This is a genomic window from Janthinobacterium agaricidamnosum NBRC 102515 = DSM 9628, from assembly GCF_000723165.1.
Lineage (GTDB): Bacteria > Pseudomonadota > Gammaproteobacteria > Burkholderiales > Burkholderiaceae_D > Janthinobacterium > Janthinobacterium agaricidamnosum.
Genome location: NZ_HG322949.1, coordinates 494,723 through 517,236, shown reverse-complemented (window position 1 = coordinate 517,236; position 22,514 = coordinate 494,723). Strand labels below are relative to the sequence as shown.

The window sequence follows — 22,514 nt, the reverse complement described above, 5'->3', positions numbered from 1 at the left end:
ATTAATTTTACGGAGGCTGATATGCACCCACCCCCACCCGGCCCGGCCGACCTGGTCGACGCCCTCAACAACACATTCGGCCAACACCCCGGCAAACGCGCGTCGCACGCCAAGGGTTTTTGCGCCAGCGGCGAATTCATCCCGGCCGATGGCCTGTCGAAGCTGGTCGACAGCCCGCTGTTCGGCGCCGGCCCCTTGAAGGCGATCCTGCGCTTTTCGATCGGCGGCGGCAATCCGGCCGCATCCGACAAGAGCCGCTCGGTGCGCGGCCTGGCGATCCGCCTGCAAGGCGCGGCGGAAAAATACGACCTGGTGCTGGTGTCGGAACCGGTGTTCTTCGCCGCCACGCCGGCGTCCTTCGTCAGCTTTCTGGCGGCCCGCGTGGCCGACCCGCTCACGAAAAAACCCGATCCCGCCAAGCTCGCGGCGCACAATGCCGCCTTTCCCGACGGCTTGCTGCAAGCGTCGCTGCTGGCCAGCCACGCGGCGCCGGCGTCGTACGCGACCAGCGCCTATTTTTCCAATAACGCGTTTGTATTTACCGCCGCCGACGGCACGCGGACCACCGCGCGCATCGTCGTCGAACCGGCCGCCGGCACCCATTACCTGAGCGTCGACGACGAGCGCAGCCTGCCCGACGATTTCCTCGAAGATGAGCTGGCGGCGCGGCTGGTGCAAGGCCGCGCATCGTTCACGCTGTACGCGCAACTGCCGGCCGACGGCGATCCGCTGGACGACCCGAGCCGGCCATGGCAAGGGGCCGGCCGGGTGGCGCTCGGTCAATTGCATGTCACGGCGCTGGCCGGCAGCGATCTGTGCGACGGGCTGGAATTCGTGCCGCTGATACTGCCGCGCGGCATCGCGCCATCGGACGACCCTATCCTGCTCGCGCGCGCGGCCGCGTATGCGGTGTCGCTGGCGCGCCGCAGCACGGCGCCGGCCTGAGCCGATTCGGCCAGCATGCCTTCAACACGCCGCTTTCCGCCACCGGCGTGCGCCGCTGCCGGCACGCCGCCGGTATATACTGTGCGCCTTTCCGCTTATTTATCGGCGGAAAAACACTCACCGACAAGCCGCGCAATGAATCCAGCAACTTCCACCATCGAGTGCCGTCCCGGCTGCGGCGCCTGCTGCACGGCGCCATCGATTTCCAGTCCCATTCCTGGCATGCCGAATGGCAAGCCGGCCGGCGTCCCCTGCATCCAGTTGGGCCCGGACAAACGCTGCCTGATCTTCGGACAAGCCGGGCGCCCGGCTTGCTGTGGCGGATTGCAGCCGTCGCTGGAAATGTGCGGTTCGACGCGGGAACAGGCAATCCGCTGGATTAGCGAGCTGGAGCGCGCGACTGCTCCGGCATAATCCTCGCGGCATGGCCGAACGGCGGCAAGCACCAATGGAAGCGGAGCAAGCCCGGTTGGCGCAGGCGTCTTCGTGCTTAGAGCCTATCCCAGTAGTGAGCGTCTTCTGCTGGCCAAGGAAAACTCGTCGTGGCAAAACCCTACGTCCAAGTCATCGTTTCCAGCCACGCTGCCTGATTCATCGCCTTTCCCTGCGATATACACACGGCTGGCTTTGCAGCCCTTGTTGCACCTCCCTCATTAAAAGATTGACCGATTCTGCACGTTTCCGTATATTTATGCGTATTCATGCACGATTGACGAAAATGAGCGCCGCCAACCTGTTACTGAAAGAACGCCATGTATTGATCCAGCAACGCCTGTTGGCCGAAGGCCGGGTGCTGGCGCTGGACTTGGCGCAACAATTGCATGTGTCGGAAGATACGATACGGCGCGACTTGCGCGACCTGGCCTCGGCCGGCCTGTGCCAGCGCGTGTATGGCGGCGCGCTGCCGGTGTCGCCGTCGTCCGGCCCGCTGAGCGAACGCCAGGGCCAGGCCCGCGACCGCAAGTCGCAATTGGCGCAAGCCGCCGTGCGGCTGGTGCAGCCGGGCCAGATCGTGTTCATCGACGCCGGCTCGACCAATATGGCGGTCGCCGACGCCTTGCCTGATATTAAATTGACGGTGGTCACCAACGCGCCGGCGATCGCGATCGCCTTGCTGGACCGGCCCGCGATCGATGTCATCTTGATCGGCGGTACACTCGACGCCGCTTCCGGCGCCTGCCTCGGCGCCAAGGCCTTGCGCGATATCGAATCCATCCGCAGCGACCTGTGTTTCCTCGGCACATGCGGGGTGCACGCCGCAGCCGGCCTGACCGCCTTCGGCCATGAAGACGCCGAATGCAAACGCACCATCGCCGCCATGAGCAAGGTCACGGTGGCCGCCGTCACCACCGAAAAACTGGGCACCGCGGCGCCGTTCTTCATCTTGCCGGCCGGCCAATTGAGCCACCTGGTGCTGGAAAGCGACGCCGACAGCGCGCACACCGACGCCTTCACCCGGCAAGGCGTCAGCGTGCTGCACGCCCAATAAGCCCCTCCCCCCTTAACCCGACCACACAAAGACCCCGTCCATGGAATGTATCGGCCCCCTGCAGCAACGCGCCACCCGTCTTGTCTTTTTTGCCGCCGGCCTCGGCATGGCTACCTGGGCACCGCTGGTGCCATACGCCAAGGAACGCCTGGGCCTGGAAGAAGGCGCGCTCGGCCTGCTGCTGCTGTGCCTCGGCTGCGGCTCGCTGTTCGCGATGCCGTTCACCGGCGCGCTGTCGGCCCGCTTCGGCTGCCGCCGCGTGATCCTGGCCTCCGGCGCGATCCTGTCGCTGCTGCTGCCCGGGCTGGCGCTGGCGGCTAGCCCATGGGAACTGGGCCTGGTGCTGTTTTTGTTCGGCGCCTCGGCCGGCACCTTCGACGTGGCCATCAATATCCAGGCCGTGATCGTCGAAAAGGCCAGCGGCCGCTCGATGATGTCCGGCTTCCACGCGCTGTTCAGCGTCGGCGGTTTTGCCGGCGCCGGCCTGATGGCGCTGCTGTTGTGGCTGGGCCTGGCGCCGGCCTGGTCTTGCGCCGTGATCATCGTGCTGATGGCGCTGGTGCTGTCCGCCGCGCAAAACCATTTGCTGCACACGCCGGAACCGGCCGGCGCCAAGTCGCCGCTGTTCGTCATGCCGCACGGTTCGGTGATCCTGATCGGCTTGCTGTGCTTTATCGTGTTCCTGGCCGAAGGGGCGGTGCTCGACTGGAGCGCGCTATTCCTGACCAGCACCCGCGAGTTGGATCCGGCCAAGGGCGGCCTCGGCTACGCGGCGTTCGCCATCGCGATGACCACCGGCCGTTTCACCGGCGACGCCATCGTGCGCCGCTTCGGCGGCAAGCGGGTGCTGCTGGTCGGCGGCCTGTGCGCCGCCGCCGGCTTCTTCCTGACCGTGCTGGCGCCGTCGGCCAACCTGGCCTTGCTCGGCTTTGTGCTGGTCGGCCTGGGCTGCGCCAATATCGTGCCTATCCTGTTTACCGCCGCCGGCAGCCAGCATACGATGCCGGCCAGCATGGCGGTGGCGGCCATCACCACCATCGGTTACGCCGGCATCCTGGCCGGCCCGGCGCTGATCGGTTTTATCGCCCACGCCACCAACCTGAAGTTCTCGTTCGCCGCGCTTGGCTGCGCACTGCTGCTGGTGGCCGCCAGTTCGCGCATCGGCCCGGATAAAAAAACCGCCTGACGCCATTCTTCCTCAAAAATAGGCGCCCGCATGGTAAGCGGGCGCCCACTTCCTTGCTTGCCTGGTATTGATGCGGCATGGCAAGCAAGGACATCCTGCCGCCATGCCATTCGCCCCCGGTAAAAAGCGGCCTCATCTTGCGCCGGAATCAGAATCGCGGGCCGCTCTCGTGGTAAGCTTCGACCCCGCGCAGCGATCGTGCGCGCCCGCTGCCTTATTTCCCATCAAACATATCAGCACCGTCTAGACACATATGGATCTTATACTCGCGCTAAAAGCCGTCATCATGGGCTTGGTTGAAGGCTTCACCGAATTTTTGCCGATTTCGTCGACCGGCCACCTGATTCTGGCCGGCAGCCTGCTCGACCTGAACCGGCAAGTCAGCAAGGACGTCATGGATGTGTTTGAAATCGCGATCCAGGCCGGCGCGATCTTCGCGGTGTGCTGGGAATACCGGGCGCGCATCGCCGAAGTGCTGTCCGGCCTGGTTGCCGGCCAGGCCCGCTCCAGGCTGTTCACACTGAAGCTGATCGTGGCCTTCCTGCCGGCGGTGGTGCTGGGCCTGCTGTTCAGCAAGTCGATCAAGCAGCACCTGTTCAACCCGATCACCGTGGCCACCGCCTTCATCGTCGGCGGCATCATCATTTTGCTGGTCGAGCGCCATGCGCGGCGCAATCCGAAGGCGGTGCGCATCGAGACGGTAGACGACATGAGCTTGCTCGACGCGCTCAAGGTCGGCTGCGCGCAATGCTTCGCGCTGATTCCCGGCACCAGCCGCTCCGGTTCGACCATCATCGGCGGCATGATGCTGGGCCTGTCGCGCAAGGCGGCCACCGAATTCTCGTTCTTCCTGGCGATCCCGACGCTGCTCGGCGCCACCGTCTATTCGCTGTACAAGGCGCGCGCCATCCTGTCGGTGGCCGACGTGCCGTTCTTCGGCATCGGCACCCTGGCCGCGTTCATCTCGGCCTTCCTGTGCGTGCGCTGGCTGCTGCGTTACATCAGCTCGCATGACTTCACTTTTTTTGCATGGTACCGTATCGTATTCGGCCTGGTGGTGATCGCCAGCGCCTATTCCGGATTGGTAGTGTGGGCGGAATAATGGTATGACGTTTCAAGCAGAGCAGGACCTGAACCAGCGCGCGCTGCACGTATTGCAAACCGTGTTCGGCTACCCGGCCTTTCGCGGCCAGCAAGCCGATATCGTCGACCATGTCAGCCATGGCGGCGACGCGCTGGTGCTGATGCCGACCGGCGGCGGCAAGTCGCTGTGCTACCAGATCCCGGCGCTGCTGCGCGACGGCGTCGGCGTGGTGGTGTCACCGCTGATCGCGCTGATGCAAGACCAGGTCGACGCGCTGGCCGAGGTGGGCGTGCGCGCCGCCTTCCTGAACTCGACCCAGACTTACGAAGAATCGAGCCGCATCGAGCGGCTGGTGCGCACCGGCCAGATCGACGTCGTGTATGTGGCGCCGGAACGCCTGATGACGCAGCGCTGCCTGGACCTGTTCCAGGCGTCGAAGATCGCGCTGTTCGCGATCGACGAGGCGCATTGCGTGTCGCAATGGGGACATGACTTCCGCCCCGAATACATCAAGCTGTCGGTGCTGCACGAGCAATTCCCGGACGTGCCGCGCATCGCGCTGACCGCCACCGCCGACCCGCAAACCCGCGCCGAAATCGCGATGCGGCTGCAACTGGCCGATGCGCGCCAGTTCGTGTCGTCGTTCGACCGCCCCAACATCCGCTACCAGATCGTCGAAAAGGGCAACGGCCGCAAGCAGCTGCTCGACTTCATCACGACCGAACACGAAGGCGATTGCGGCATCGTGTATTGCCTGTCGCGCAAAAAAGTCGAGGAAACCGCCGAATTCCTGAACCAGAGCGGCATCCGCGCGCTGCCCTATCACGCCGGCATGGAATACGCGAAGCGCAGCGCCAACCAGGCCCGCTTCCTGCGCGAAGAAAACATCGTCATGGTCGCCACCATCGCCTTCGGCATGGGCATCGACAAGCCCGACGTGCGCTTCGTGGCCCACCTGGACCTGCCGAAAAGTATCGAGGGCTATTACCAGGAAACCGGCCGCGCCGGCCGCGACGGACTGGCCGCCAATGCATGGATGGCCTACGGCTTGCAGGACGTGGTGCTGCAGCGGCGCATGATCGACGAATCGGAAGCCGACGAAACCTTTAAACGCGTGCTGGGCGTCAAGCTCGACGCGATGCTGGGCCTGTGCGAAACCCTCAGCTGCCGGCGCATGCGCCTGCTCGAATATTTCGGCGAACCGGCCACGCCGTGCGGCAATTGCGACACTTGCCTGATGCCGCCGGTGTCGTTCGACGGCACGGTGCCGGTGCAAAAACTGCTGTCGGCGATTTACCGGGTCGACCAGCGTTTCGCCGGCGGCCACGTGATCGACGTGCTGCGCGGCGTCGAATCGGAACGCATCAAGACCTGGCACCACGATGCCCTGTCGGTATTCGGCTGCGGCAACGACCGCAGCGAACTGGAATGGAAAGCCATCTTGCGCCAGGCCATCGCGCTGGGCCTGGTCAGCGTCGACCATGAACAATACAGTTCGCTGAAATTGACCGATGCGGCGCGCCCGGTGCTCAAGGGCGGCCAGAAAGTGCAGCTGCGCCAGTACCAGAAACCGGTCAAGACCAGCAAGCGCACCTCGACCGCCGCCAAGGGCTATGTCGAAACCGACCTGTCGGCCAGCGAACAGGCGATCTTCGACAAGCTGCGCTGGTGGCGCGTCGAAACCGCGCGCGCCCACAACGTGCCGGCGTATGTGATCTTTGTCGATGCGACGCTGCGCGAAATCGCCAAGGCCAAGCCCACTTCGCTGGAACACTTGCGCGGCGTGACCGGCGTCGGCGAGAAAAAACTGGCGTCGTATGGCGAGGAAATCGTCGCGATGATCATCGAGCTGACCTGATCCAGGCCGCTTGATACGGGCAAATCAGCCGCGCCGCCGCGGCAGCGCCTGCAGCGTGGCGCCGTCGCGGCGGTAACGGGCGGCGGCCTGGCGCACCCGTGGCGGCAGCAACGCCGTCGCGTCATGCAAGCCGCTGCGCGGCGTACGCTGCATCGTTCCCCCTGGCGATGGGGATCTGGCGATCGTCTTCATATGCACTCCACATGAATAAAATAACGCATCCAATGATGTTATTTTATACGCAATCATATGTTACACACATGACACGCACAATACCGTGCGCACGTTTTTACGCGGATGCCCCCGTCAAGCCAGCAGCAATTTCCGGTAATGTCCGGCCGGCACGCCGGTGGCGGCGCGGAAGCGGTGGCTGAAATGGCTGGCGTCGGCGTAGCCGCAGGCGTCGGCGACCTGCTGCAGCGGCAAGGCGGTGGTTTTCAGCAAATGGCGCGCGCGGTCGATGCGGCGCTGCGCGATCCAGGCCGACGGCGGCATGCCGAACGAGACCCGGAACATGCGCGCCAGGTGGAATTCGGACAGGCACGCCACTTGCGCCAGCATCCCCAGCGTCAGATTGCGCGCCAGTTCAGCGTCGATGAATTCGGCCAGGCGGCGCCGCACCGCCGGCGCCAGGCCGCCGTTCAGGCGCCCCTGGCGCTGCGGAACGGTCTGCGAACGTAATAATTCGCTCAACGTTTCATGCGTGACTTCATTGGCCCGCAATGCCGCATCCGGGCCATGCCACGGCATGTCACTGAGCGTGCGGCACAGGCTGACGATGCGCGGATGCTCGAAATAAGTGCGGTCGGCCAGCGTCAGTCCGCGCGGTTCGCGGTCCAGCTCGACTACCGCGCGCCGGGTGAAATGCTCGGGCAGGAAATAGATGTGCAGCATGCGCACATTGCCCCGCAATAGCCAGCGCGATTCATGCCAGTCGGGCAAGGCGCACAGCAATTGCGGCGCGCCATGCGAGCCGGGTTCCTCGCGGCGCTGGGTGCCGTAGCCGCCGCCCAGGTAAAACGACAGCGTATGGTGGCCGGGCTGGATATACGAGGTGTGCGAGTGTTCGGTACGGCGGTCCCATATCGCCATTGCAAGATTGTCGCCGAGTAAAGCATAACGTTCCAGCCGCGCTTCGGTTTGCGACATGGTATGGAATACCTTGTGCGCAATATCGGCGGCGGGCGGGCTGTCGGCGGCGGGGACGGGTCGGACGGACATCGTGCAATCACAGGTAATCATCGGTATCAAAAAGCTTAACACGACGGTGTAGCGGGCGCTGGCGGCGGCCCCAAAAACAGCAAGCACAGACAATCCGGCGCCGGCGCCATCGGCGATGCTGTGGTTTTTCAAGCTACCCGATCAATATGAACGTCTTCCTTTACCTGCTCACCGTGCTGATATGGGGCACCACCTGGATCGCCATCACCTTCCAGCTGGGTGCGGTGCCGGCGCCGGTGTCGATCGCCTACCGCTTCTGGCTGGCGTCGGCGCTGCTGATGCTGATCTTGCTGGCCCGCCGCCAGCCTTTGTGGCCGCCCAGGCGCGCCTGGCCGTATCTGCTGGCGCAAGGCTTCGGCCTGTTTTGCTGCAATTTCCTGTGTTTTTATTACGCCAGCAAATCGGTGCCGAGCGGCCTGGTGGCGGTGATATTCTCGACCGCGCCGATCTGGAATGCGCTCAATGGACGCCTGTTCCTGGGCCGCGCTATCCGCCGCCAGGTAGTGGCCGGAGCGCTGCTGGGACTGGCCGGCATCGCCCTGCTGTCGCTGCCGCAGATGCGCGGCCACTGGCACGATGGCGGCATGCTGCTGGGCCTGGGACTGGCGCTGCTGGGCACCCTGTGCTTTTCCAGCGGCAGCCTGCTGTCGAGCCGCATGCAGGCGCTCGGCCTGGCGCCGTGGCTGACCAATGCGTGGGCCATGCTGATCGGCGCCACCATCGTCGGCGCCGGCGCGCTGGCGCTCGGCATGCCGTTCGCGCTGCCGGCCGATGGCCGCTACATCGGCGCCCTGCTGTACCTGGCGATCGCCGGTTCGGTGGTCGGCTTTACCGCCTACCTGCTGCTGCTCGGCCGCATCGGCCCGGACCGCGCCGCGTATGCCACCGTGCTGTTCCCGGTGGTGGCGCTGACGGTCTCGACCTTCTTCGAGGGCTATGTCTGGACCGGACCGGCATTCGCCGGCCTGGCCCTGGTCTTGCTCGGCAACGTGCTGGCCTTCCTGCCGCAGCGCGGCAAGCCGGCCGGCACCGCTTAAAACATGTGCATGATGCCGGCCGAGGTGCCGGTCTGGCCGCGCTGGTTCAGCGGCGTGGTGCCGCCGCTGGCGAACGCGCCGTCGAACTTGTTGCGGTCGATTTCGGCATACAGCACGGTGCGTTTCGACAGGTCGTAGCGCAAGCCCAGCATGTACAAATCCTTCTTGCCGTCGCCGGCCGCCACGGTGGCGCCGGCCTTGCGGTTGTGTACCTTGTTGCCGTACCACGCGCCGGTCACGCTGAAGCGCTCGCTGGTCCGATAGGTCAGGCCGGCCCAGCGCCATGTCGCGCGGTCGTCGCGCGCGACGATGGTGGCCTGCTTTTCATCGACATATCCAAGCGCCAGCGTCACCGCGCCGACCGTATAAGCGCCGCCGGCCGCGACATGGTCGTAATCCATGTACACCGGCGCGGCCGTGCTGCCGACGTTTTCCTTCGACCTGGTGTACGAGGCGCCCAGCTTCAGCGGCCCGCTGACGTAGTTGGCGCCGACCGCCTTGGCGCTGCCGCTGCTGCTGTCGCCGGCCACTTCGCCCAGCGCATATTCGGCGCGCAGCGTCAGGTCATTGAAACGGCCGGTGTATTGCACGTCGTTGCTATGGCGCGTGCCGGCGGTCGACGACAGCACGTAGGTGATGCTGGGATAGCGGTAGACGAAGGGATCGAAAGCGACGATGGTTTTATAGGCCACCGTGTATTGGCGGCCCAGGTCGATCGCGCCCAGCGCGCTCTCCAGGCCGATATGGGCTTCGCGCTGGAACAGCGTGCCGGTGGTGTTGTTCAGCGCGCCGGTGGCGGTATTAAAACCCGACTCCAGCAGGAAGTTGGCCTTCAGGCCGCCGCCCAGGTCTTCGGTGCCCTTGAAGCCGAGCCGGTTGGAACGGAAAGTGCCGTTCGAGCCCATCGTCAACTGGCTGTCGCCGGCCTGGTTGACATTGGTCCTGTTGCGCAGGCCGGCGTCGATCGAACCGTAGACATCGACGTTCGATTGGGCCAGCACGAGGCCCGGCAAACCGCCCAGCAGGGCGATGCCGATGATTGCATGTTTCATGTTGTCTCCTGTAGTTTTTATGGTACCGCCATGGACCTATTGCTGGTCCTTGATGGCGGTCCTTTATGGGTGCTGATGGTACTGCGATAAAACTGTTGATTAACGTAGCTCGACCCTCGAAGACAAGGCCGCCGGAACGAAGTCCGTCTTGATATGGCAGCCGCCGCCGAACTGTTGCGACTGTTTGACACAGGCCGCCGCGATACTGTCCGGGGTCGGTTTCCTGCCGCTGTCCAGCCAGGCCGACAGCGTGTCGAACACCGCCGCATATTCGGCGTCGGCCAGCTTGCTGTGATCGTGTTCGTCGCTGAACACCTGCACCAGCTTGGCGTCGCGGCCAGTCCGTTTGAGCAGGTTGCGATACTCGGTTTCATACTCGACCAGCGCGGTCGGATCGTCGATCGCATGCAGGCTGATGGCCGGCACGTTCAGCTTGCCGTCCATGTCGGAATCGTGCGCCAGATCGGCCACCGCTTGCGGGTCGGCGTCGAAGCGCGGCACGCCCCGATTGAGCGCCGCATCGTCATGCGAACCGTGATAGGCCACGCCGCGGTTCGAGAATGGATTGCGGCCGCCCAGCACGCGCTGGGTCAGGTCGCGGAAGGTGAACGTGGCCCAGTTCAGGTGCGACACCAGCGTGCGTTCGGGGATGCGGATCACGCCCAGGATATCATCCAGCTTGCGCTGTTGCGCCGCGCTGCGGCTGGCCGCCGGCAAGGCGACGCCGGTGCATTCGTTGACCCGCGCCGCCAGCTCCTGCGGCTTCATCGCCGAGTCGGCCGGCAGGCCCGTCCACAGCGGGTATTGCGGCTCGTCCGGACGCGGGTGATTGGCGCAGTAATACTGGTAGACGGCGCGCAAATCGGCGCGGTGCATATAGTTGCGGCTGCCGCCGGCCAGCATGCCGTTGGTCAGCACCAGCCCGTCATAATGCGCGCCATACAGTTCGATGCCCCTGGCCGCGACGTTGCCGCCCCACGACTGGCCATGCAAGATGCTGCGCCCGGGCTGGCCGAAGCGCGCCACAAAGATCCGGCGCAGGTTTTCGGTATCTTCGGCCGCCATCCGCACGCCGTAGCCGGGCCGGCGGTAGGTCGAGCCGGCCCACGCATAGCCCTGGCGCACCGTGACGGCAAAGCGTTCCAGGTCTTCGATATTGCTGTCTTGCGTGATGGCCGACAGGCGCGGCCCGCCATGGCTGTGCATGATCAGCGTATGGTTCCATTGTTTCGGCATCGCGATCCAGTAAAAGGCGCCGTTGGCGTCCTGGCCGTTGTAGCACTGCGCGACCGGGTCCAGTCCGGCCGGGCAGGACGCCGCCGTTTGCGCCATCGCGCCGGATGCGGCCAGCAAGCCGCCGGCGCACAGCAGCGCACTCAAAATACGATTCATGCAGGTCTCCTGTAGTCTTTGATAAACATGGTAGGGAGTTTTAAACCTAATGTAAAATATCTTGACTCATCGAGTACCATACTAAAAAAGTATCAAGATAAGAGACAAACAAGATGGAACTGAGACACTTGCGTTACTTCGTCGTGGTCGCCGAAGAAGGCCACTTCACGCGCGCGGCGGAACGGCTCGGCATGCAGCAGCCGCCACTGAGCCTGCAGATACGCGCACTGGAAAACGAACTGGGTTTCGCGCTGTTCCGGCGCCATCCGAAAGGCGCCGAACTGACCGCCGGCGGCCATGCCTTCCTGAAGGAGGCGCACGCCATCCTCGACGGTTTGCAGCAAGGCGCGGCAAGGGCGGCGCAAGCGGCGCGCGGCGCGGCCGGCAAGCTGTCGATCGGCTTCACCAGCTCGGCCGCGGCGCATCCCCTGATCCCGAAAATCGTGCGCGCCTACCGCGCCGCATGGCCCGATGTCAGCCTCGATTTCAGCGAAGCGAACGCCGCGCAACTGAGCGATGCGGTGGCGGCCGGCAAACTCAACGTGGCCTTCCTGCGGCTGCCGGTCAGCCGTCCGCCGGGCGTGCTGTTCGCCCATTTGCAGGAAGAGGAAATGCTGCTGGTGCTGCCGGCCGGCCATGCCGCGCTGCCGCCCGGGCGCGGCAACAGCGCGCCGACCGTGGCGCTGGCCGCGCTGAAAAACGAACCGTTCATCCTGGTGCGCCGGCATGGTGCGCCGGGCATGTATTCGAACTTGATGGATGCCTGTCTGCGGGCCGGTTTCACGCCGTCGAAAGTGATCGAAGTCGAACGCATGCTGACCAATATCAGCCTGGTCGCGGCCGGCGCCGGCGTGTCGGCGGTGCCGGCGTCGATGAAGGGTTTTCATGCCGACAGCGTGGTGTATTGCCGAATCGCCGACGCCGGTCCCGGCCTGAGCGCGCCGCTGACGCTGGCCAGCCGGGAACACGACATTTCGCCCGCCGCGCGGCACTTCCTGGACTTGACCCGGCGCGTGCTGGCCGGCGCGAATCCATGAAACTGCGCATGAACCTGCGCGTGAAATTGCACATGAGCATGAGCGCGCTGCGCAGCCCGTTCTGCCAGATCCTGGCGGCGATTGCCTGCGGCATCGTGCTCGGCCTGTGCAAGCCTGCGCTGGCGCTCGCCATGCAGCCGCTGGGCGCCGTCTTCATCAGCGTCATCAAGCTGATGGTGGCGCCGCTGATTTTCTTTACCGTCAGCGGCGGCATCGCCGGCATCGGCAAGCTGAAACAGCTGGGCCGCATCGGCATCAAGGCGCTGCTGTACTTCGAAGCCTTGTCGTTCTTGTCGCTGATGAGCGGCATCGTCGCGGCGCTGCTGCTGCGGCCCGGCGCCGGCTTCCATATCGATGCCGGCACGCCGGCTGGCGCCATGGCGGCGCCGACGATCGGCGCCGCCATCGGCGACGCGTTCATGCACAGCCCGCTGCTGCTGGCGCTGATGCTGGCGCTGGCGGCGGGCATGCTGCTGGCGCTGCTGGGAGAACGCGGCCGGCGGCCGGCCGGCTGGTGCGACCGGGCCGCCGGCGCGCTGCTGGCCGGGCTCAGGATCGTGCTGAGGGCAGCGCCGCTGGCGGCCTTCGGCGCGGTCGCCTGGTCGGTCGGCAAATACGGCCTGGTATCGGTGGCGCCGCTGCTCAAACTGATGGCCGCGCTGTACCTGGCGACGGCGCTGTTCGTGCTGCTGGTGCTCGGTGCGATCGGCCGCGCCTGCGGCTTCTCGGTGCTGCGCTTCATCGCCTACATCAAGGAAGAATTATTGATCGTGTTCGGCACCGCGTCGTCGATCACGGCGATGGCGCCGTTGATGGAAAAAATGGCCCGCGCGGGCTGCCCGGCGCAGGTAACCGGCCTGGTGATACCGGCCGGCTACTCCTTCAACCTGAACGGCAGCAATCTCTATCTCGGCATGGCGCTGGTGTTCCTGGCGCAGGCGCAGGGCATCAGCCTCGGCACGGCCCATCTGCTGTCCATCATGGCGCTGGCGATGATCACCTCCAAGGGCGCCAGCGGCGTCGCCGGCTCGGCCTTTGTCGCGCTGGCGGCGACGCTGGCCGCGGTGCCGGAAATCCCGGTCTCCAGCCTGCTGTTCATCGTCGGCATCGAACGCTTGCTGAAATGCCGGCCGCTGGCCAACCTGGCCGGCAATGGCGTGGCCTGCCTGGCCATCGCCGCGTGGGACCGGCAACTGGACCGCGCCAAGCTGCGCAGCTGCGGCCTGGCGCGCTAGCGATGCCGGTTTTGCCTTGACGGTTTTGCTTTGGCGGTTTTGCTTTTAACCCGCAAGCCGCGTACCATCACGCGATGGAAACCAAATGGCTAGAAGACTTCATTTCGCTCGCTGAAACCAATAATTTCAGCCGCTCGGCGGCGCTGCGCCATGTCACCCAGCCGGCCTTTTCGCGGCGCATCCAGTCGCTCGAAAACTGGCTCGGCATCGACCTGGTCGACCGCACCTCATACCCGACCCGCCTGACGCCGGCCGGCGCCGTGTTTTACGAGCAGGCGCTGGAAATGCTGAGCCAGATCAACGGCGTGCGCGCGCTGTTGCGCGGCAAGCGGACGGCAACCCAGGCCAGCGTCGATTTCGCCGTGCCGCACACGCTGTCGCTGACCTTCATGCCGAAATGGCTGACCGCGCTGGAACAGGGTTTTGCGCCGCTCAACACCCGGCTGATGGCGCTCAACGTGCATGACGCGGTGCTGCAACTGGTCGACGGCGGCTGCGACCTGCTGCTGTGCTACCACCATCCGCGCCAGCCGGTGCAGCTCGACCCGGGCCGCTACGACATGCTGGTGCTGGGCCGCGAAGCAGTACGCGCCTATGCCCGCTGCGACAAGGTGAAGACGCCCGACTTTGCGCTGCCGGGCAGCGTCAAGGCGCCGTTGCCGTTTTTATCGTACACCAGCAACGCCTACCTGGGCCGCATGGTGGAATTGATCGTGGCCGACGCCAAGCAGCCGCTGTTCCTCGACACCTGCTACGAAACCGACATGGCAGAGGGTTTGAAAGTGATGGCGCTGGAGGGCCGCGGCATCGCCTTCCTGCCCGAATCGGCGGTGACCCGCGAAGTCAAGCAAAAGCTGCTGGCGCGCGCCGACGGCGGCGCGCCGGACTGGGAAATCGAGATGGAAATCCGCTTGTACCGCGAACGGCCGTCGCCGCTGCGGCCGGGCAAACCGCTGGTCGAAAGCCTGTGGCAATACCTGACGCTGGCGCAATCGGCAAAAAAAAGACCCAGGAAAAACCAGCCCTAACGATACAGGCTCAAGAAACTATGCAATAAATGCATCATCGGATGCGCCAAAAGCATTGGCCGCCACCCTCTCTCCTGCCCTACGATGCGGGTCACCGCGCGCCGCCACGAGTTGCGACGCCTTAACGTATCGTCAGGAGCATCAAGCATGACACGCCAACACGAATTGCCTTCCTATCTGAATCCGGACGATCTCGGTCCATGGGGCGTCTACCTCGAACAGATCGACCGCGTCACGCCTTACCTGGGCAACCTGTCGCGCTGGGTCGAAACGCTGAAACGTCCGAAGCGCATCCTGACGGTCGACGTGCCGATCGAACGCGACGACGGCAGCATCGCCCACTACGAAGGCTATCGCGTGCAGCACAATCTGTCGCGCGGCCCGGGCAAGGGCGGCGTGCGCTTCCACCAGGACGTGACCTTGTCCGAAGTGATGGCCCTGTCGGCCTGGATGACGGTCAAGAACGCGGCGGTCAACGTGCCGTACGGCGGCGCCAAGGGTGGCATCCGGGTCGATCCGAAGACCCTGTCGCGCAACGAACTGCAGCGCCTGACGCGCCGCTACACCAGCGAGATCAGCATGATCATCGGACCGAACAAGGACATCCCGGCGCCGGACGTCAACACCAATGAACAAGTGATGGCGTGGATGATGGATAGCTACGCCATGATCGGCGGCAATATGTCGACCGGCGTGGTGACCGGCAAGCCGATCTCGCTGGGCGGCAGCCTGGGCCGCCGCGATGCGACCGGCCGCGGCGTGTACGTGGTCGGCTGCGATGCGGCCGCCAGGATCGGCATGCCGATCGAAGGCGCCAAAGTGATCATCCAGGGTTTCGGTAACGTCGGCGGCGTGGCCGCGCGCATGTTCGCCGAAGCCGGCGCGAAAATCGTCGCGGTGCAGGACCACAAGACCACCGTGGTGCACGCCGGCGGCCTGGATATTCCACGCTTGCTGGCCCACGTGGCCGAAGCGGGCAGCGTCGAAGGTTTCCCAGGCGCCGAGACCTTCCTGCCGCGCGACGATTTCTGGGGCCTCGATTGCGACATCCTGATTCCGGCCGCGCTGGAACAGCAAATCACCGCCGAGCGCGCGCACACCATCCGCGCCAAGATCATCCTGGAAGGCGCCAACGGTCCGACCCTGCCGGCCGCCGACGACATCCTGACCGACAAGGGCGTGCTGATCGTGCCGGACGTGCTGGCCAATGCCGGCGGCGTGACCGTCAGCTACTTCGAATGGGCGCAAAATTTCTCCAGCTTCTTCTGGACCGAAGAGGAAATCAACAGCCGCCTGACCCGCATCATGCGCGAAGCGTTCGACGCGGTATGGCAAGTGGCGCAGGAAAAGAAAGTATCGATGCGCACCGCCACCTTCATCCTGGCGTGCACGCGCGTATTGCAGGCGCGTGAAGTGCGCGGTTTGTACCCTTAATACCTGTAGTGAACTTGCCCAGGACATTTCAGGTGTCATTGGGCTGCTCAAAAAAAATCCCGCTCACTTCATATCGTGAGCGGGATTTTTTTATGGGCGGCGACGGGCTGACTTCCTGCTTATTTTTTGATAAACACCAGGTCCCACACGCCATGCCCCAGTTTCAGGCCGCGGTTTTCAAACTTGGTCAACGGACGGTAGGCCGGTTGCGGCGCGTAGCCTTCGGCGCTGTTTTGCAGCTGCGGCTCGGCGCTCAATACTTCTAGCATCTGCACGGCATAGTCTTCCCAGTCGGTGGCGCAATGCAGGTAGCCGCCCGGCGCCAGGCGATCGGTCAGTTGCTTGACGAACGGCGCCTGGATCAAACGGCGCTTGTTATGGCGCGCCTTGTGCCACGGATCGGGGAAGAATACGTGGATGCCGGCCAGCGAATTGGCCGGAATCATATGCGTAAGCACTTCCACCGCGTCGTGCTGCAGCAGCCGCAGATTGGTCAATTGCTCTTCACCGATCAGTTTCAGCAGGCTGCCGACGCCGGGGGTGTGCACTTCGACGCCGATAAAATCCTTTTCCGGCATCGCCTTGGCGATATGCGCGGTGGTGGCGCCCATGCCGAAACCGATTTCCAGGATCATCGGTGCGCTGCGGCCGAACGCCTGCGCGGCATCCAGCGGCTGCCTGGCGAACGGCAGCAGGAATTGCGGCCCCAGCGTATCGAGCGCGCGCGCCTGCGCCACCGACAGGCGGCCGGCGCGCGTGACGAAACTGCGGATCCGGTGTTCGGTAGGGTCGTACATCATCGGCCGCGCTGGGCCGTTTTGTGGCGTATCTGAAGACATGGGAATAAGGCAAACGTACAGGATAAAGGAGAAAAAAGCCTAGGCGGCGCAAGGGTCATTATACCAGCCCCCGGCCACCGGCCGGCATGCCACGGCCACGCTTAAAAAGTTTACTACTGTCAACAAATTGTCATATACATACTGTAGTATCAGCTTGGCACTATTATCCAAAAGAATTATTTCATCTGCTTTTACGTCACTTCGGACCGCAGCGCTCCTCTACCAAAAGGAAATACGATGAACAATACATTCAGCCTCGGACACTCCACTTCTTCCCGGTCCCTCAAAGCTCTTGCCGCCGCCGGCGTGGTCTCGGTGCTGACGCTGCAGGCATTCGCCGTGCACGCCGACGAGCTGCCAAGATGGGATACCGCGATCACGAAATACAATGAAAAACAGGTGCGGAACTTCCATCCGGTATTCGATTTCGACTCGGACGGCTGCTATCCGGCCACGCCATTCGACCGCAATGCGAATCTGCGCCAGAATCCCGGGAGAAATGCCACTGCCTCGCTATCGGGCTCATGCCAGTATAGCCATTGGGGCGTATACGCCAACACGATACACCGGCAACTTTGCAAAGAGACGGATGAAGGCTCGAACAAGGTCGAACGCTGCGCGCACTTTTACGAGCTGTACTTCGAAAAAGACCAGGCCGTCGGATTTTCTTTCCTGGGCGGCCACCGGCATGATGTCGAAACCGTCATCGTCTGGACCGCGAAAATCAACGGCCAGGGAGATTTTGCGTCCCATACCAGCGTCAGCGCCCACGGCAAATTCACCACCAGACGCCTGAACGAGATCCTGATCCAGTCCGGACACCCGATGGTGGTCTACCACAAGGACGGCGCCGGCACCCACGCCTTCCGCTACGCCAATGCGCAGGACAAGGCCCATGTGGAATTCCTCGGCAACTGGGGCGAATTTTATGCGCCGGACATCGTCAGCCACTACAGCGCGCTGGCGTCATGGGACAACGATGAATGGAACCGCTATCAAGCGAACCGGAACTACCGGCTGACACTGGAAGGGTCCAATTTCGGCAGCGCCAGTTTCAAGACGCGCAATGACGGAGAGATTCTGTATAACGCCAACAGCGCGATCCCGCGCAACGATCCATTCTGGCAAAATTTCTCGTTCAGCTTCGATGACGTATGGGCCACCCGGGCCAGGGAATTTCAGGCGAATTATCCGCAGAATTATCAGCAGATCAGGGAGTAGGCGGGTTGGAGCGGGTGAAGGGAATCGAACCCTCGTCGTAAGCTTGGGAAGCTTCTGCTCTACCATTGAGCTACACCCGCGTGGCCTGCATTTTACGCGTGATTGCCAGCCACTGGCAATCTTTCCAACCATACGGAGCCGGCATCCCGGCGCCGTACCCGCTGCAATTTATTTCAAGCTGCCGAACACCTTGCCGATGATGCTGCTGCCGTACGAAATCGGGTCCTTGCGGATCGCTTTTTCTTCTTCGCCTATCATCAGGTACAAGCCGTCCAGCGCGCGGTCGGTGACGTAGCCTTCGACCGTCGATTGCTGCTGCGGCACCAGTCCCGATTTGGCGACCTGGCCGACCACGCCATTGTATTGGCTTGCCAGGCCGGAGCGGTCGGTTACCGATTTGACGATCGGCAGGAATTTGACGGCCAGCGGCGCCGCGGTTTTTTGACGGAAGAAGTCGGTCACCGATGTGTCGCCGCCGCTCAGGATGTTTTTCGCGTCGGTCACGCTCATCGATTTGACGGCGTTGACCAGCAGCGGCTTGGCCAGCGGGATCGCCGATTCGGCGGCGCGGTTCATCGACACCACCAGGTCGTCGAGCTGCTGGCCGCGGCCGGTCATTTTCAGCAGCGGACGCGCCTGTTCGAGAATCGACGGGAGCTTGATCTTGACCTTGTCGTTGTTCAGGAAGCCGTTTTCGACGCCGAGCTTGGCGACCGCGGCGGCCGAGCCGGCGTCCAATGCGGCTTTCAAACCGCTAGACGCTTCCTGGTTGCTGATGGCGTCCAACGTGCCGGCAAGCGCCAGCGGGGTGCAAACGATGGCGCAAATCAGCGCGGTGGCAGAAGAGAGGGATGGGCGCGGCATGGTTTTTCCTTGTCTGAGATGATACTGAAATCATCTCAAGACAGTGGTGCATCATGCAAGAGCTTTTTGCTATCGTCGCGGCCTGCGCCGCCAACGCCATGAGTACCTGCCGCCAAGTCTGATACACCAAGAGCCGCCGGCAGGAAAAGATCAGAATTGTTCCTGGTCTTTTTGATACAGCGCGTCGTACGGTCCAGCCGGCAAACCCTGACCAGCCTGGTAAATCGCCTTGTTATTGGCTTGCTGTGCCAACGGCAGATAGTTAGGCTTGGCTTTTTCAATCGCAGCGGCAATCAGCTTGCCCAGGAAACCATTCTGCGAATTGGCGCTCGGGTCGTACGCCACATGCTCGGTCTTTTTCCACAATTCTTCACCGCTGCTGCCGCTTTTCAGGCTATATGTCAGCTCCACCGTGGTCACGGTCGACAACACCATGTATTTCGAATCCCAGCGCTCGATGGTGACATACAGTACGCTGTCGGCGCCGAACATTGACGCCAGTTTATGCGTATCGCTGCCATGCACCATGTCGGCGTCGCCCAGGCCGTCATCTTCCATCACCCGTTTCACCAGGTTGATCGGGAAAACGTAAAAGCCGCGTTCCGCCAGCGGACGCGCAATGGTCGACAGGAAGTAATCGGGCGCATCGACATCGACGCTACGGCTGACCACCGGCACCACTAGCACCGAGTGCGGGTTGGCGGCGCGCAACTTGCTATAGTCGGCTTTCTCGATTGGTTTTTGAGCCGCACAACCGCTTAATACGGCCAGCACACCGATCAATGCGATCAGTCTTTTTTTGATTCTCATCATTTTGCGACTCCTTCGTCAGCAGTTTTTTTAGCGCTTCCCAAGGTAACTTTTTTCATGGTGTCCATGAAAACGGCCGATTCAGGCCATTGCTTTTTTTCCTTGTCAAAGAATGCGAGGCCATCTTCGGTTTTACCCTGCAAGGTCAACAGATAGCCGTATTCGGCATACACGCCAGGCGCCACCGGACGCTTGTTCAATTCCGCCGCCTGGATAACATTGTTCAGCGAGGTGCTGAATGCATCGATATTGGCCGGCTCTTTATAGTAGCTATACACCGATTGTTCGTAATTGCCCCAGTCATATTTGCTTTGAGGTCCGGTGGCACAACCGCTCAGCAAGCTCATGGCAATGGCGGCAAACAGTAAGGATATTTTCATTATTTAACCTCGGCCTATTCGGCCTGATAAGTGACGGTGCTGGTTTCGCCATTGCTGGAAAATACTTTGGCCGTATATAAAACGCGTCCATCCAGCTTCAATTCGACTTGATGGACGCCTTCTTCGACAAACACCTGTTTCTGGCTGCCGTTATAAATGGTCGCGTCGCCGATCAGCAAGCCGTCGACATACAGGCTGGAATACGGAGGGGCGCCAAGTACTTTCAGCGTCGGCCGCACAGCGCCGGTTTTCACTTGGGTGACAGGCAGGGCGCAGCCGGCCAACGCCAGCAATGCCAGCGCGATAGTCAGTTTTTTCATGGTCATCAGTTTTTAACTTCAGTAACAAAAAATGCAGAACCCTGGTTTTTCGGCAGCGATCCGGAAATCAATTCGCCAACCGCGCCTTCATTGCTTTCAGCATCGCCAAACAAGCTTTGCACGCGCAGCGTTGCTACCGTCGTACCAGGCAAGGTGATTTCAAAACCGGTCTGGGCGCTTTTTACTTTTTCACCTTCGCGCATCACCGCCAGCGTATCGCCGACCTTAATGCCCTGGCTCTTGCCGCCGGAAATGAAGACGCGCTGGTCTTCCATTTTCAGGATGTCGGTCCGCCATGGACGTTCAGCCAGTTTCGACATCAGCGCATTTTGCACGTCCGAAATGGCGGCGCCGATGGCGCGGTCATTCAAGGTGCTGTCGTAATCGGCCTTGCTGCCAAAGCCGGCGACTTCGCCTGACTCGGTATTGGCTTCACCAACGCCGGAGGCGGTAAAGAACACAAAACCAGTGCGTGCATCGGCCAAACGGATTTCGACTTTGGCGCGTGCGGTTTGAATTTTGGTATTGCTCAGGAAACCGGTTTTACCGCTGGTGCTGCGGCCGAATTCCGTCACCGAACCCAGGATCAGCGCATCGACGCCAATCAGATCGGATTGCTGGGTGATTTTTTGCTCGTCCTTGATCTTATTCAAGTCCTGACGCTCAAATACCAGGAATTTATTCGATGCAACCAAGCGGGTTGCCAGCATGTCGGACGCTTGTTTGCCCAAAGGATCGGCATTGGCGTCGGTCTGGAAGGTACGGCCATAACGTGTTTCATTCGTAAAACGGCCAATTGCCACTTTACGCTTGAAAGACTTTACTTCAGGTATCGCGACCGCTTGTTGCGCTTGCTGCTGTTGAACCCGCGAAACCGGTGCGTCCACCGATTGTGGCGGGGTATTGACGACGGCACAGCCGCCCAATACCAATAACAACGCCGCCCCGGTGATTGTACGATGCATCACAATATTTCCTCTTTGCAATTTATTGGGTCGGCAAGTATAACTTTTAAATTAGCAAGATAATTTATTATTTTTGCACTTATTCTTACAAAAATATCTTTACATTTAAGCCGTTTTAAGATGAATATCATGTTAAAAGTCGCTGGCAAAAATATCGTGCGCAGTACCTAATCAGCCAAACATCAGGCTTTGCAAAGGAAATCGGAAATGAAAGGAATAGATACAATACGCGCGCGATAAAAACCGGCGGTCATTTTTATGACAGATTTATGCTGGCAGCAATTCCAGCCGCTGTTGCGCCAACGCCAATTCGTCCGGCGTCAAGCGGGCCGCCGCCTGCTTGAGGAATTTGGCGGCGTCCGCGATACCGTCCTGGCTGGCCATGACCAGCCACAGGTATGCCTGCACCGGGTCTTGCGGCGCGCCTTGTCCGCTGGCGTACATCAGGCCAAGGTTGAAGCGCGCCCGCGTATGGCCCTGGCGCGCGGCCTGCGCGTACCAGCCCAGCGCCGCCGCATAATCCTGGGCCAGATCCTGGCCATTGTCGTAGCGCAGGCCGAGCGCGAATTGCGCCAGCGCGTGGCCCTGCCCGGCCGCCTTGCGGTACCACTCGACAGCCTGCCTGCCATCCGGCGCCGGGCCGTCGTCGAGGTCGTGCAGCAGCGCCAGCAGGTATTGCGCGGCCGGATAATCCTGTTCCGCCGCGCGCCGGTACCAGTGCATCGCCAGCCGCAAATCCAGCGGCACGCCCTGCCCGGTTTCGTAGCGCAGGCCGAGGTCAAGCTGGGCCCGCAGATGGCCCTGGCCGGCCGCCTTGCGGTACCAGAAGATCGCTTCCTGCTGGTCGGCCGGCACGCCGTGGCCGTTTTCGTGCAACAGGCCGAGCTGGTATTGCGCGGTCGGGAAACCCTGTTCGGCGGCCTGGCGGTAGCAGACCAGCGCCAGCCCATAATCCTGCGGCGTGCTTTTGCCGTGTTCATGGTGCAGGCCCAGGTTGTGCTGGGCCGCCGCATGGCCTTGCCCGGCCGCCTTGCGATACCATTCCTGCGCCTTGCCGTCGTCGCGCGGCACGCCCTGGCCATTGTCGAAAATCAGGCCGAGGTTGAATTGCGAACTG

The 22,514-nt window shown here is 62.5% G+C and carries 23 protein-coding genes and 1 tRNA gene; 12 read left to right on the top strand and 12 right to left on the bottom strand.

The window, feature by feature from the left end; genetic code table 11:
• The first annotated feature begins 21 nt into the window (after positions 1–21).
• The 6 genes from GJA_RS02120 to recQ all read left to right on the top strand — a co-directional run bounded on the left by GJA_RS02120 (position 22) and on the right by recQ (position 6,562).
• Positions 22–945 (top strand): catalase family peroxidase, encoded by a 924-nt coding sequence (locus tag GJA_RS02120; protein ID WP_051780169.1) that lies wholly within the window; start codon positions 22–24, stop codon positions 943–945.
• Between the two features lie 135 nt (positions 946–1,080).
• Complete coding sequence (locus tag GJA_RS26460; RefSeq protein ID WP_061301566.1) at positions 1,081–1,359, top strand: YkgJ family cysteine cluster protein; 279 nt, start codon at positions 1,081–1,083, stop codon at positions 1,357–1,359.
• Between the two features lie 304 nt (positions 1,360–1,663).
• A complete protein-coding gene (locus tag GJA_RS02110) occupies positions 1,664–2,434 on the top strand; it encodes a DeoR/GlpR family DNA-binding transcription regulator (protein WP_038488243.1) in 771 nt (256 codons plus the stop codon).
• Positions 2,435–2,474: 40 nt separating this feature from the next.
• Positions 2,475–3,620, top strand: a complete 1,146-nt coding sequence (locus GJA_RS02105; protein ID WP_038488241.1) for an MFS transporter — start codon at positions 2,475–2,477, stop codon at positions 3,618–3,620.
• A gap of 253 nt (positions 3,621–3,873) precedes the next feature.
• The gene (locus GJA_RS02100; RefSeq protein ID WP_038488238.1) at positions 3,874–4,722 is read left to right on the top strand and encodes an undecaprenyl-diphosphate phosphatase; all 849 of its coding nucleotides are present in this window, start codon (positions 3,874–3,876) and stop codon (positions 4,720–4,722) included.
• A 4-nt stretch (positions 4,723–4,726) separates the two neighbouring features.
• The gene (recQ, locus tag GJA_RS02095; RefSeq protein WP_038488235.1) at positions 4,727–6,562 is read left to right on the top strand and encodes a DNA helicase RecQ; all 1,836 of its coding nucleotides are present in this window, start codon (positions 4,727–4,729) and stop codon (positions 6,560–6,562) included.
• 24 nt (positions 6,563–6,586) lie between these two features.
• Here recQ and GJA_RS28065 read toward each other — a convergent pair whose 3' ends face one another.
• Together GJA_RS28065 and GJA_RS02090 are read right to left on the bottom strand one after the other, a co-directional pair.
• Entirely contained in the window at positions 6,587–6,754 is a 168-nt protein-coding gene (locus tag GJA_RS28065; protein ID WP_156484106.1) for a hypothetical protein, read from the bottom strand.
• A 114-nt stretch (positions 6,755–6,868) separates the two neighbouring features.
• The gene (locus GJA_RS02090; protein ID WP_038498404.1) at positions 6,869–7,783 is read right to left on the bottom strand and encodes a helix-turn-helix domain-containing protein; all 915 of its coding nucleotides are present in this window, start codon (positions 7,781–7,783) and stop codon (positions 6,869–6,871) included.
• Between the two features lie 146 nt (positions 7,784–7,929).
• Here GJA_RS02090 and GJA_RS02085 point away from each other — a divergent pair, with 146 nt between their 5' ends.
• Positions 7,930–8,820 (top strand): DMT family transporter, encoded by an 891-nt coding sequence (locus GJA_RS02085; RefSeq protein WP_038488232.1) that lies wholly within the window; start codon positions 7,930–7,932, stop codon positions 8,818–8,820.
• On the opposite strand, the gene GJA_RS02080 is transcribed toward GJA_RS02085, so the two are convergent.
• Entirely contained in the window at positions 8,817–9,872 is a 1,056-nt protein-coding gene (locus tag GJA_RS02080; protein WP_051780164.1) for a porin, read from the bottom strand. The genes GJA_RS02085 and GJA_RS02080 overlap by 4 nt on opposite strands.
• A 99-nt stretch (positions 9,873–9,971) precedes the next feature.
• Positions 9,972–11,264, bottom strand: coding sequence for an alpha/beta fold hydrolase (locus GJA_RS02075; protein ID WP_081905209.1), 1,293 nt, complete (start codon positions 11,262–11,264; stop codon positions 9,972–9,974).
• 113 nt (positions 11,265–11,377) lie between these two features.
• On the opposite strand from GJA_RS02075, the gene GJA_RS02070 reads away from it, so the two are divergent.
• From GJA_RS02070 to GJA_RS02055, 4 genes are all read left to right on the top strand, one after another.
• Positions 11,378–12,301, top strand: coding sequence for a LysR family transcriptional regulator (locus GJA_RS02070; protein WP_038488225.1), 924 nt, complete (start codon positions 11,378–11,380; stop codon positions 12,299–12,301).
• Between the two features lie 32 nt (positions 12,302–12,333).
• Complete coding sequence (locus GJA_RS02065; RefSeq protein WP_038498402.1) at positions 12,334–13,536, top strand: cation:dicarboxylate symporter family transporter; 1,203 nt, start codon at positions 12,334–12,336, stop codon at positions 13,534–13,536.
• A gap of 74 nt (positions 13,537–13,610) precedes the next feature.
• Positions 13,611–14,564 carry a LysR family transcriptional regulator gene (locus GJA_RS02060; protein WP_038488222.1) on the top strand — a complete coding sequence of 318 codons (954 nt, stop codon included), beginning with the start codon at positions 13,611–13,613 and terminating at the stop codon, positions 14,562–14,564.
• A gap of 147 nt (positions 14,565–14,711) precedes the next feature.
• Complete coding sequence (locus GJA_RS02055) at positions 14,712–15,998, top strand: Glu/Leu/Phe/Val family dehydrogenase (protein ID WP_038488219.1); 1,287 nt, start codon at positions 14,712–14,714, stop codon at positions 15,996–15,998.
• 119 nt (positions 15,999–16,117) lie between these two features.
• Here GJA_RS02055 and trmB read toward each other — a convergent pair whose 3' ends face one another.
• A complete protein-coding gene (gene trmB, locus GJA_RS02050; protein WP_038488217.1) occupies positions 16,118–16,798 on the bottom strand; it encodes a tRNA (guanosine(46)-N7)-methyltransferase TrmB in 681 nt (226 codons plus the stop codon).
• A 276-nt stretch (positions 16,799–17,074) separates the two neighbouring features.
• On the opposite strand from trmB, the gene GJA_RS25940 reads away from it, so the two are divergent.
• Positions 17,075–18,058 (top strand): NPP1 family protein, encoded by a 984-nt coding sequence (locus GJA_RS25940; RefSeq protein WP_081905208.1) that lies wholly within the window; start codon positions 17,075–17,077, stop codon positions 18,056–18,058.
• Between the two features lie 6 nt (positions 18,059–18,064).
• Here GJA_RS25940 and GJA_RS02040 read toward each other — a convergent pair.
• From GJA_RS02040 to GJA_RS28110, 7 genes are all read right to left on the bottom strand, one after another.
• Positions 18,065–18,138 (bottom strand) — tRNA-Gly (locus GJA_RS02040).
• A gap of 88 nt (positions 18,139–18,226) precedes the next feature.
• Positions 18,227–18,922: a DUF4197 domain-containing protein gene (locus GJA_RS02035; protein ID WP_038488214.1), complete on the bottom strand. Its 696-nt coding sequence runs from the start codon at positions 18,920–18,922 to the stop codon at positions 18,227–18,229.
• Between the two features lie 150 nt (positions 18,923–19,072).
• The gene (locus GJA_RS02030) at positions 19,073–19,735 is read right to left on the bottom strand and encodes a DUF799 domain-containing protein (protein WP_081905207.1); all 663 of its coding nucleotides are present in this window, start codon (positions 19,733–19,735) and stop codon (positions 19,073–19,075) included.
• Positions 19,732–20,112 carry a DUF4810 domain-containing protein gene (locus tag GJA_RS02025; protein WP_038488208.1) on the bottom strand — a complete coding sequence of 127 codons (381 nt, stop codon included), beginning with the start codon at positions 20,110–20,112 and terminating at the stop codon, positions 19,732–19,734. Before GJA_RS02025 ends, GJA_RS02030 begins: the two co-directional genes overlap by 4 nt.
• 14 nt (positions 20,113–20,126) lie before the next feature.
• On the bottom strand, positions 20,127–20,432 hold the full coding sequence (locus GJA_RS02020) for a hypothetical protein (protein WP_038498399.1): 306 nt from the start codon (positions 20,430–20,432) through the stop codon (positions 20,127–20,129).
• A 5-nt stretch (positions 20,433–20,437) separates the two neighbouring features.
• A complete protein-coding gene (locus GJA_RS02015) occupies positions 20,438–21,397 on the bottom strand; it encodes a CsgG/HfaB family protein (protein ID WP_038488206.1) in 960 nt (319 codons plus the stop codon).
• A 267-nt stretch (positions 21,398–21,664) separates the two neighbouring features.
• Entirely contained in the window at positions 21,665–22,468 is an 804-nt protein-coding gene (locus GJA_RS28110) for a tetratricopeptide repeat protein (protein WP_479686739.1), read from the bottom strand.
• Positions 22,469–22,514 lie beyond the last annotated feature (46 nt).

What these genes read in the sequence shown, in the direction of transcription:
- GJA_RS02120 (WP_051780169.1), top strand. Translation starts at nt 22, where the DNA reads ATGCACCCACCCCCACCCGGCCCGGCCGACCTGGTCGACGCCCTCAAC.
- GJA_RS26460 (WP_061301566.1), top strand. Translation starts at nt 1,081, where the DNA reads ATGAATCCAGCAACTTCCACCATCGAGTGCCGTCCCGGCTGCGGCGCC.
- GJA_RS02110 (WP_038488243.1), top strand. Translation starts at nt 1,664, where the DNA reads ATGAGCGCCGCCAACCTGTTACTGAAAGAACGCCATGTATTGATCCAG.
- GJA_RS02105 (WP_038488241.1), top strand. Translation starts at nt 2,475, where the DNA reads ATGGAATGTATCGGCCCCCTGCAGCAACGCGCCACCCGTCTTGTCTTT.
- GJA_RS02100 (WP_038488238.1), top strand. Translation starts at nt 3,874, where the DNA reads ATGGATCTTATACTCGCGCTAAAAGCCGTCATCATGGGCTTGGTTGAA.
- recQ (WP_038488235.1), top strand. Translation starts at nt 4,727, where the DNA reads ATGACGTTTCAAGCAGAGCAGGACCTGAACCAGCGCGCGCTGCACGTA.
- GJA_RS28065 (WP_156484106.1), bottom strand. Translation starts at nt 6,754, where the DNA reads ATGAAGACGATCGCCAGATCCCCATCGCCAGGGGGAACGATGCAGCGT.
- GJA_RS02090 (WP_038498404.1), bottom strand. Translation starts at nt 7,783, where the DNA reads ATGTCCGTCCGACCCGTCCCCGCCGCCGACAGCCCGCCCGCCGCCGAT.
- GJA_RS02085 (WP_038488232.1), top strand. Translation starts at nt 7,930, where the DNA reads ATGAACGTCTTCCTTTACCTGCTCACCGTGCTGATATGGGGCACCACC.
- GJA_RS02080 (WP_051780164.1), bottom strand. Translation starts at nt 9,872, where the DNA reads ATGAAACATGCAATCATCGGCATCGCCCTGCTGGGCGGTTTGCCGGGC.
- GJA_RS02075 (WP_081905209.1), bottom strand. Translation starts at nt 11,264, where the DNA reads ATGAATCGTATTTTGAGTGCGCTGCTGTGCGCCGGCGGCTTGCTGGCC.
- GJA_RS02070 (WP_038488225.1), top strand. Translation starts at nt 11,378, where the DNA reads ATGGAACTGAGACACTTGCGTTACTTCGTCGTGGTCGCCGAAGAAGGC.
- GJA_RS02065 (WP_038498402.1), top strand. Translation starts at nt 12,334, where the DNA reads ATGAGCATGAGCGCGCTGCGCAGCCCGTTCTGCCAGATCCTGGCGGCG.
- GJA_RS02060 (WP_038488222.1), top strand. Translation starts at nt 13,611, where the DNA reads ATGGAAACCAAATGGCTAGAAGACTTCATTTCGCTCGCTGAAACCAAT.
- GJA_RS02055 (WP_038488219.1), top strand. Translation starts at nt 14,712, where the DNA reads ATGACACGCCAACACGAATTGCCTTCCTATCTGAATCCGGACGATCTC.
- trmB (WP_038488217.1), bottom strand. Translation starts at nt 16,798, where the DNA reads ATGATGTACGACCCTACCGAACACCGGATCCGCAGTTTCGTCACGCGC.
- GJA_RS25940 (WP_081905208.1), top strand. Translation starts at nt 17,075, where the DNA reads ATGAACAATACATTCAGCCTCGGACACTCCACTTCTTCCCGGTCCCTC.
- GJA_RS02035 (WP_038488214.1), bottom strand. Translation starts at nt 18,922, where the DNA reads ATGCCGCGCCCATCCCTCTCTTCTGCCACCGCGCTGATTTGCGCCATC.
- GJA_RS02030 (WP_081905207.1), bottom strand. Translation starts at nt 19,735, where the DNA reads ATGATGAGAATCAAAAAAAGACTGATCGCATTGATCGGTGTGCTGGCC.
- GJA_RS02025 (WP_038488208.1), bottom strand. Translation starts at nt 20,112, where the DNA reads ATGAAAATATCCTTACTGTTTGCCGCCATTGCCATGAGCTTGCTGAGC.
- GJA_RS02020 (WP_038498399.1), bottom strand. Translation starts at nt 20,432, where the DNA reads ATGAAAAAACTGACTATCGCGCTGGCATTGCTGGCGTTGGCCGGCTGC.
- GJA_RS02015 (WP_038488206.1), bottom strand. Translation starts at nt 21,397, where the DNA reads ATGCATCGTACAATCACCGGGGCGGCGTTGTTATTGGTATTGGGCGGC.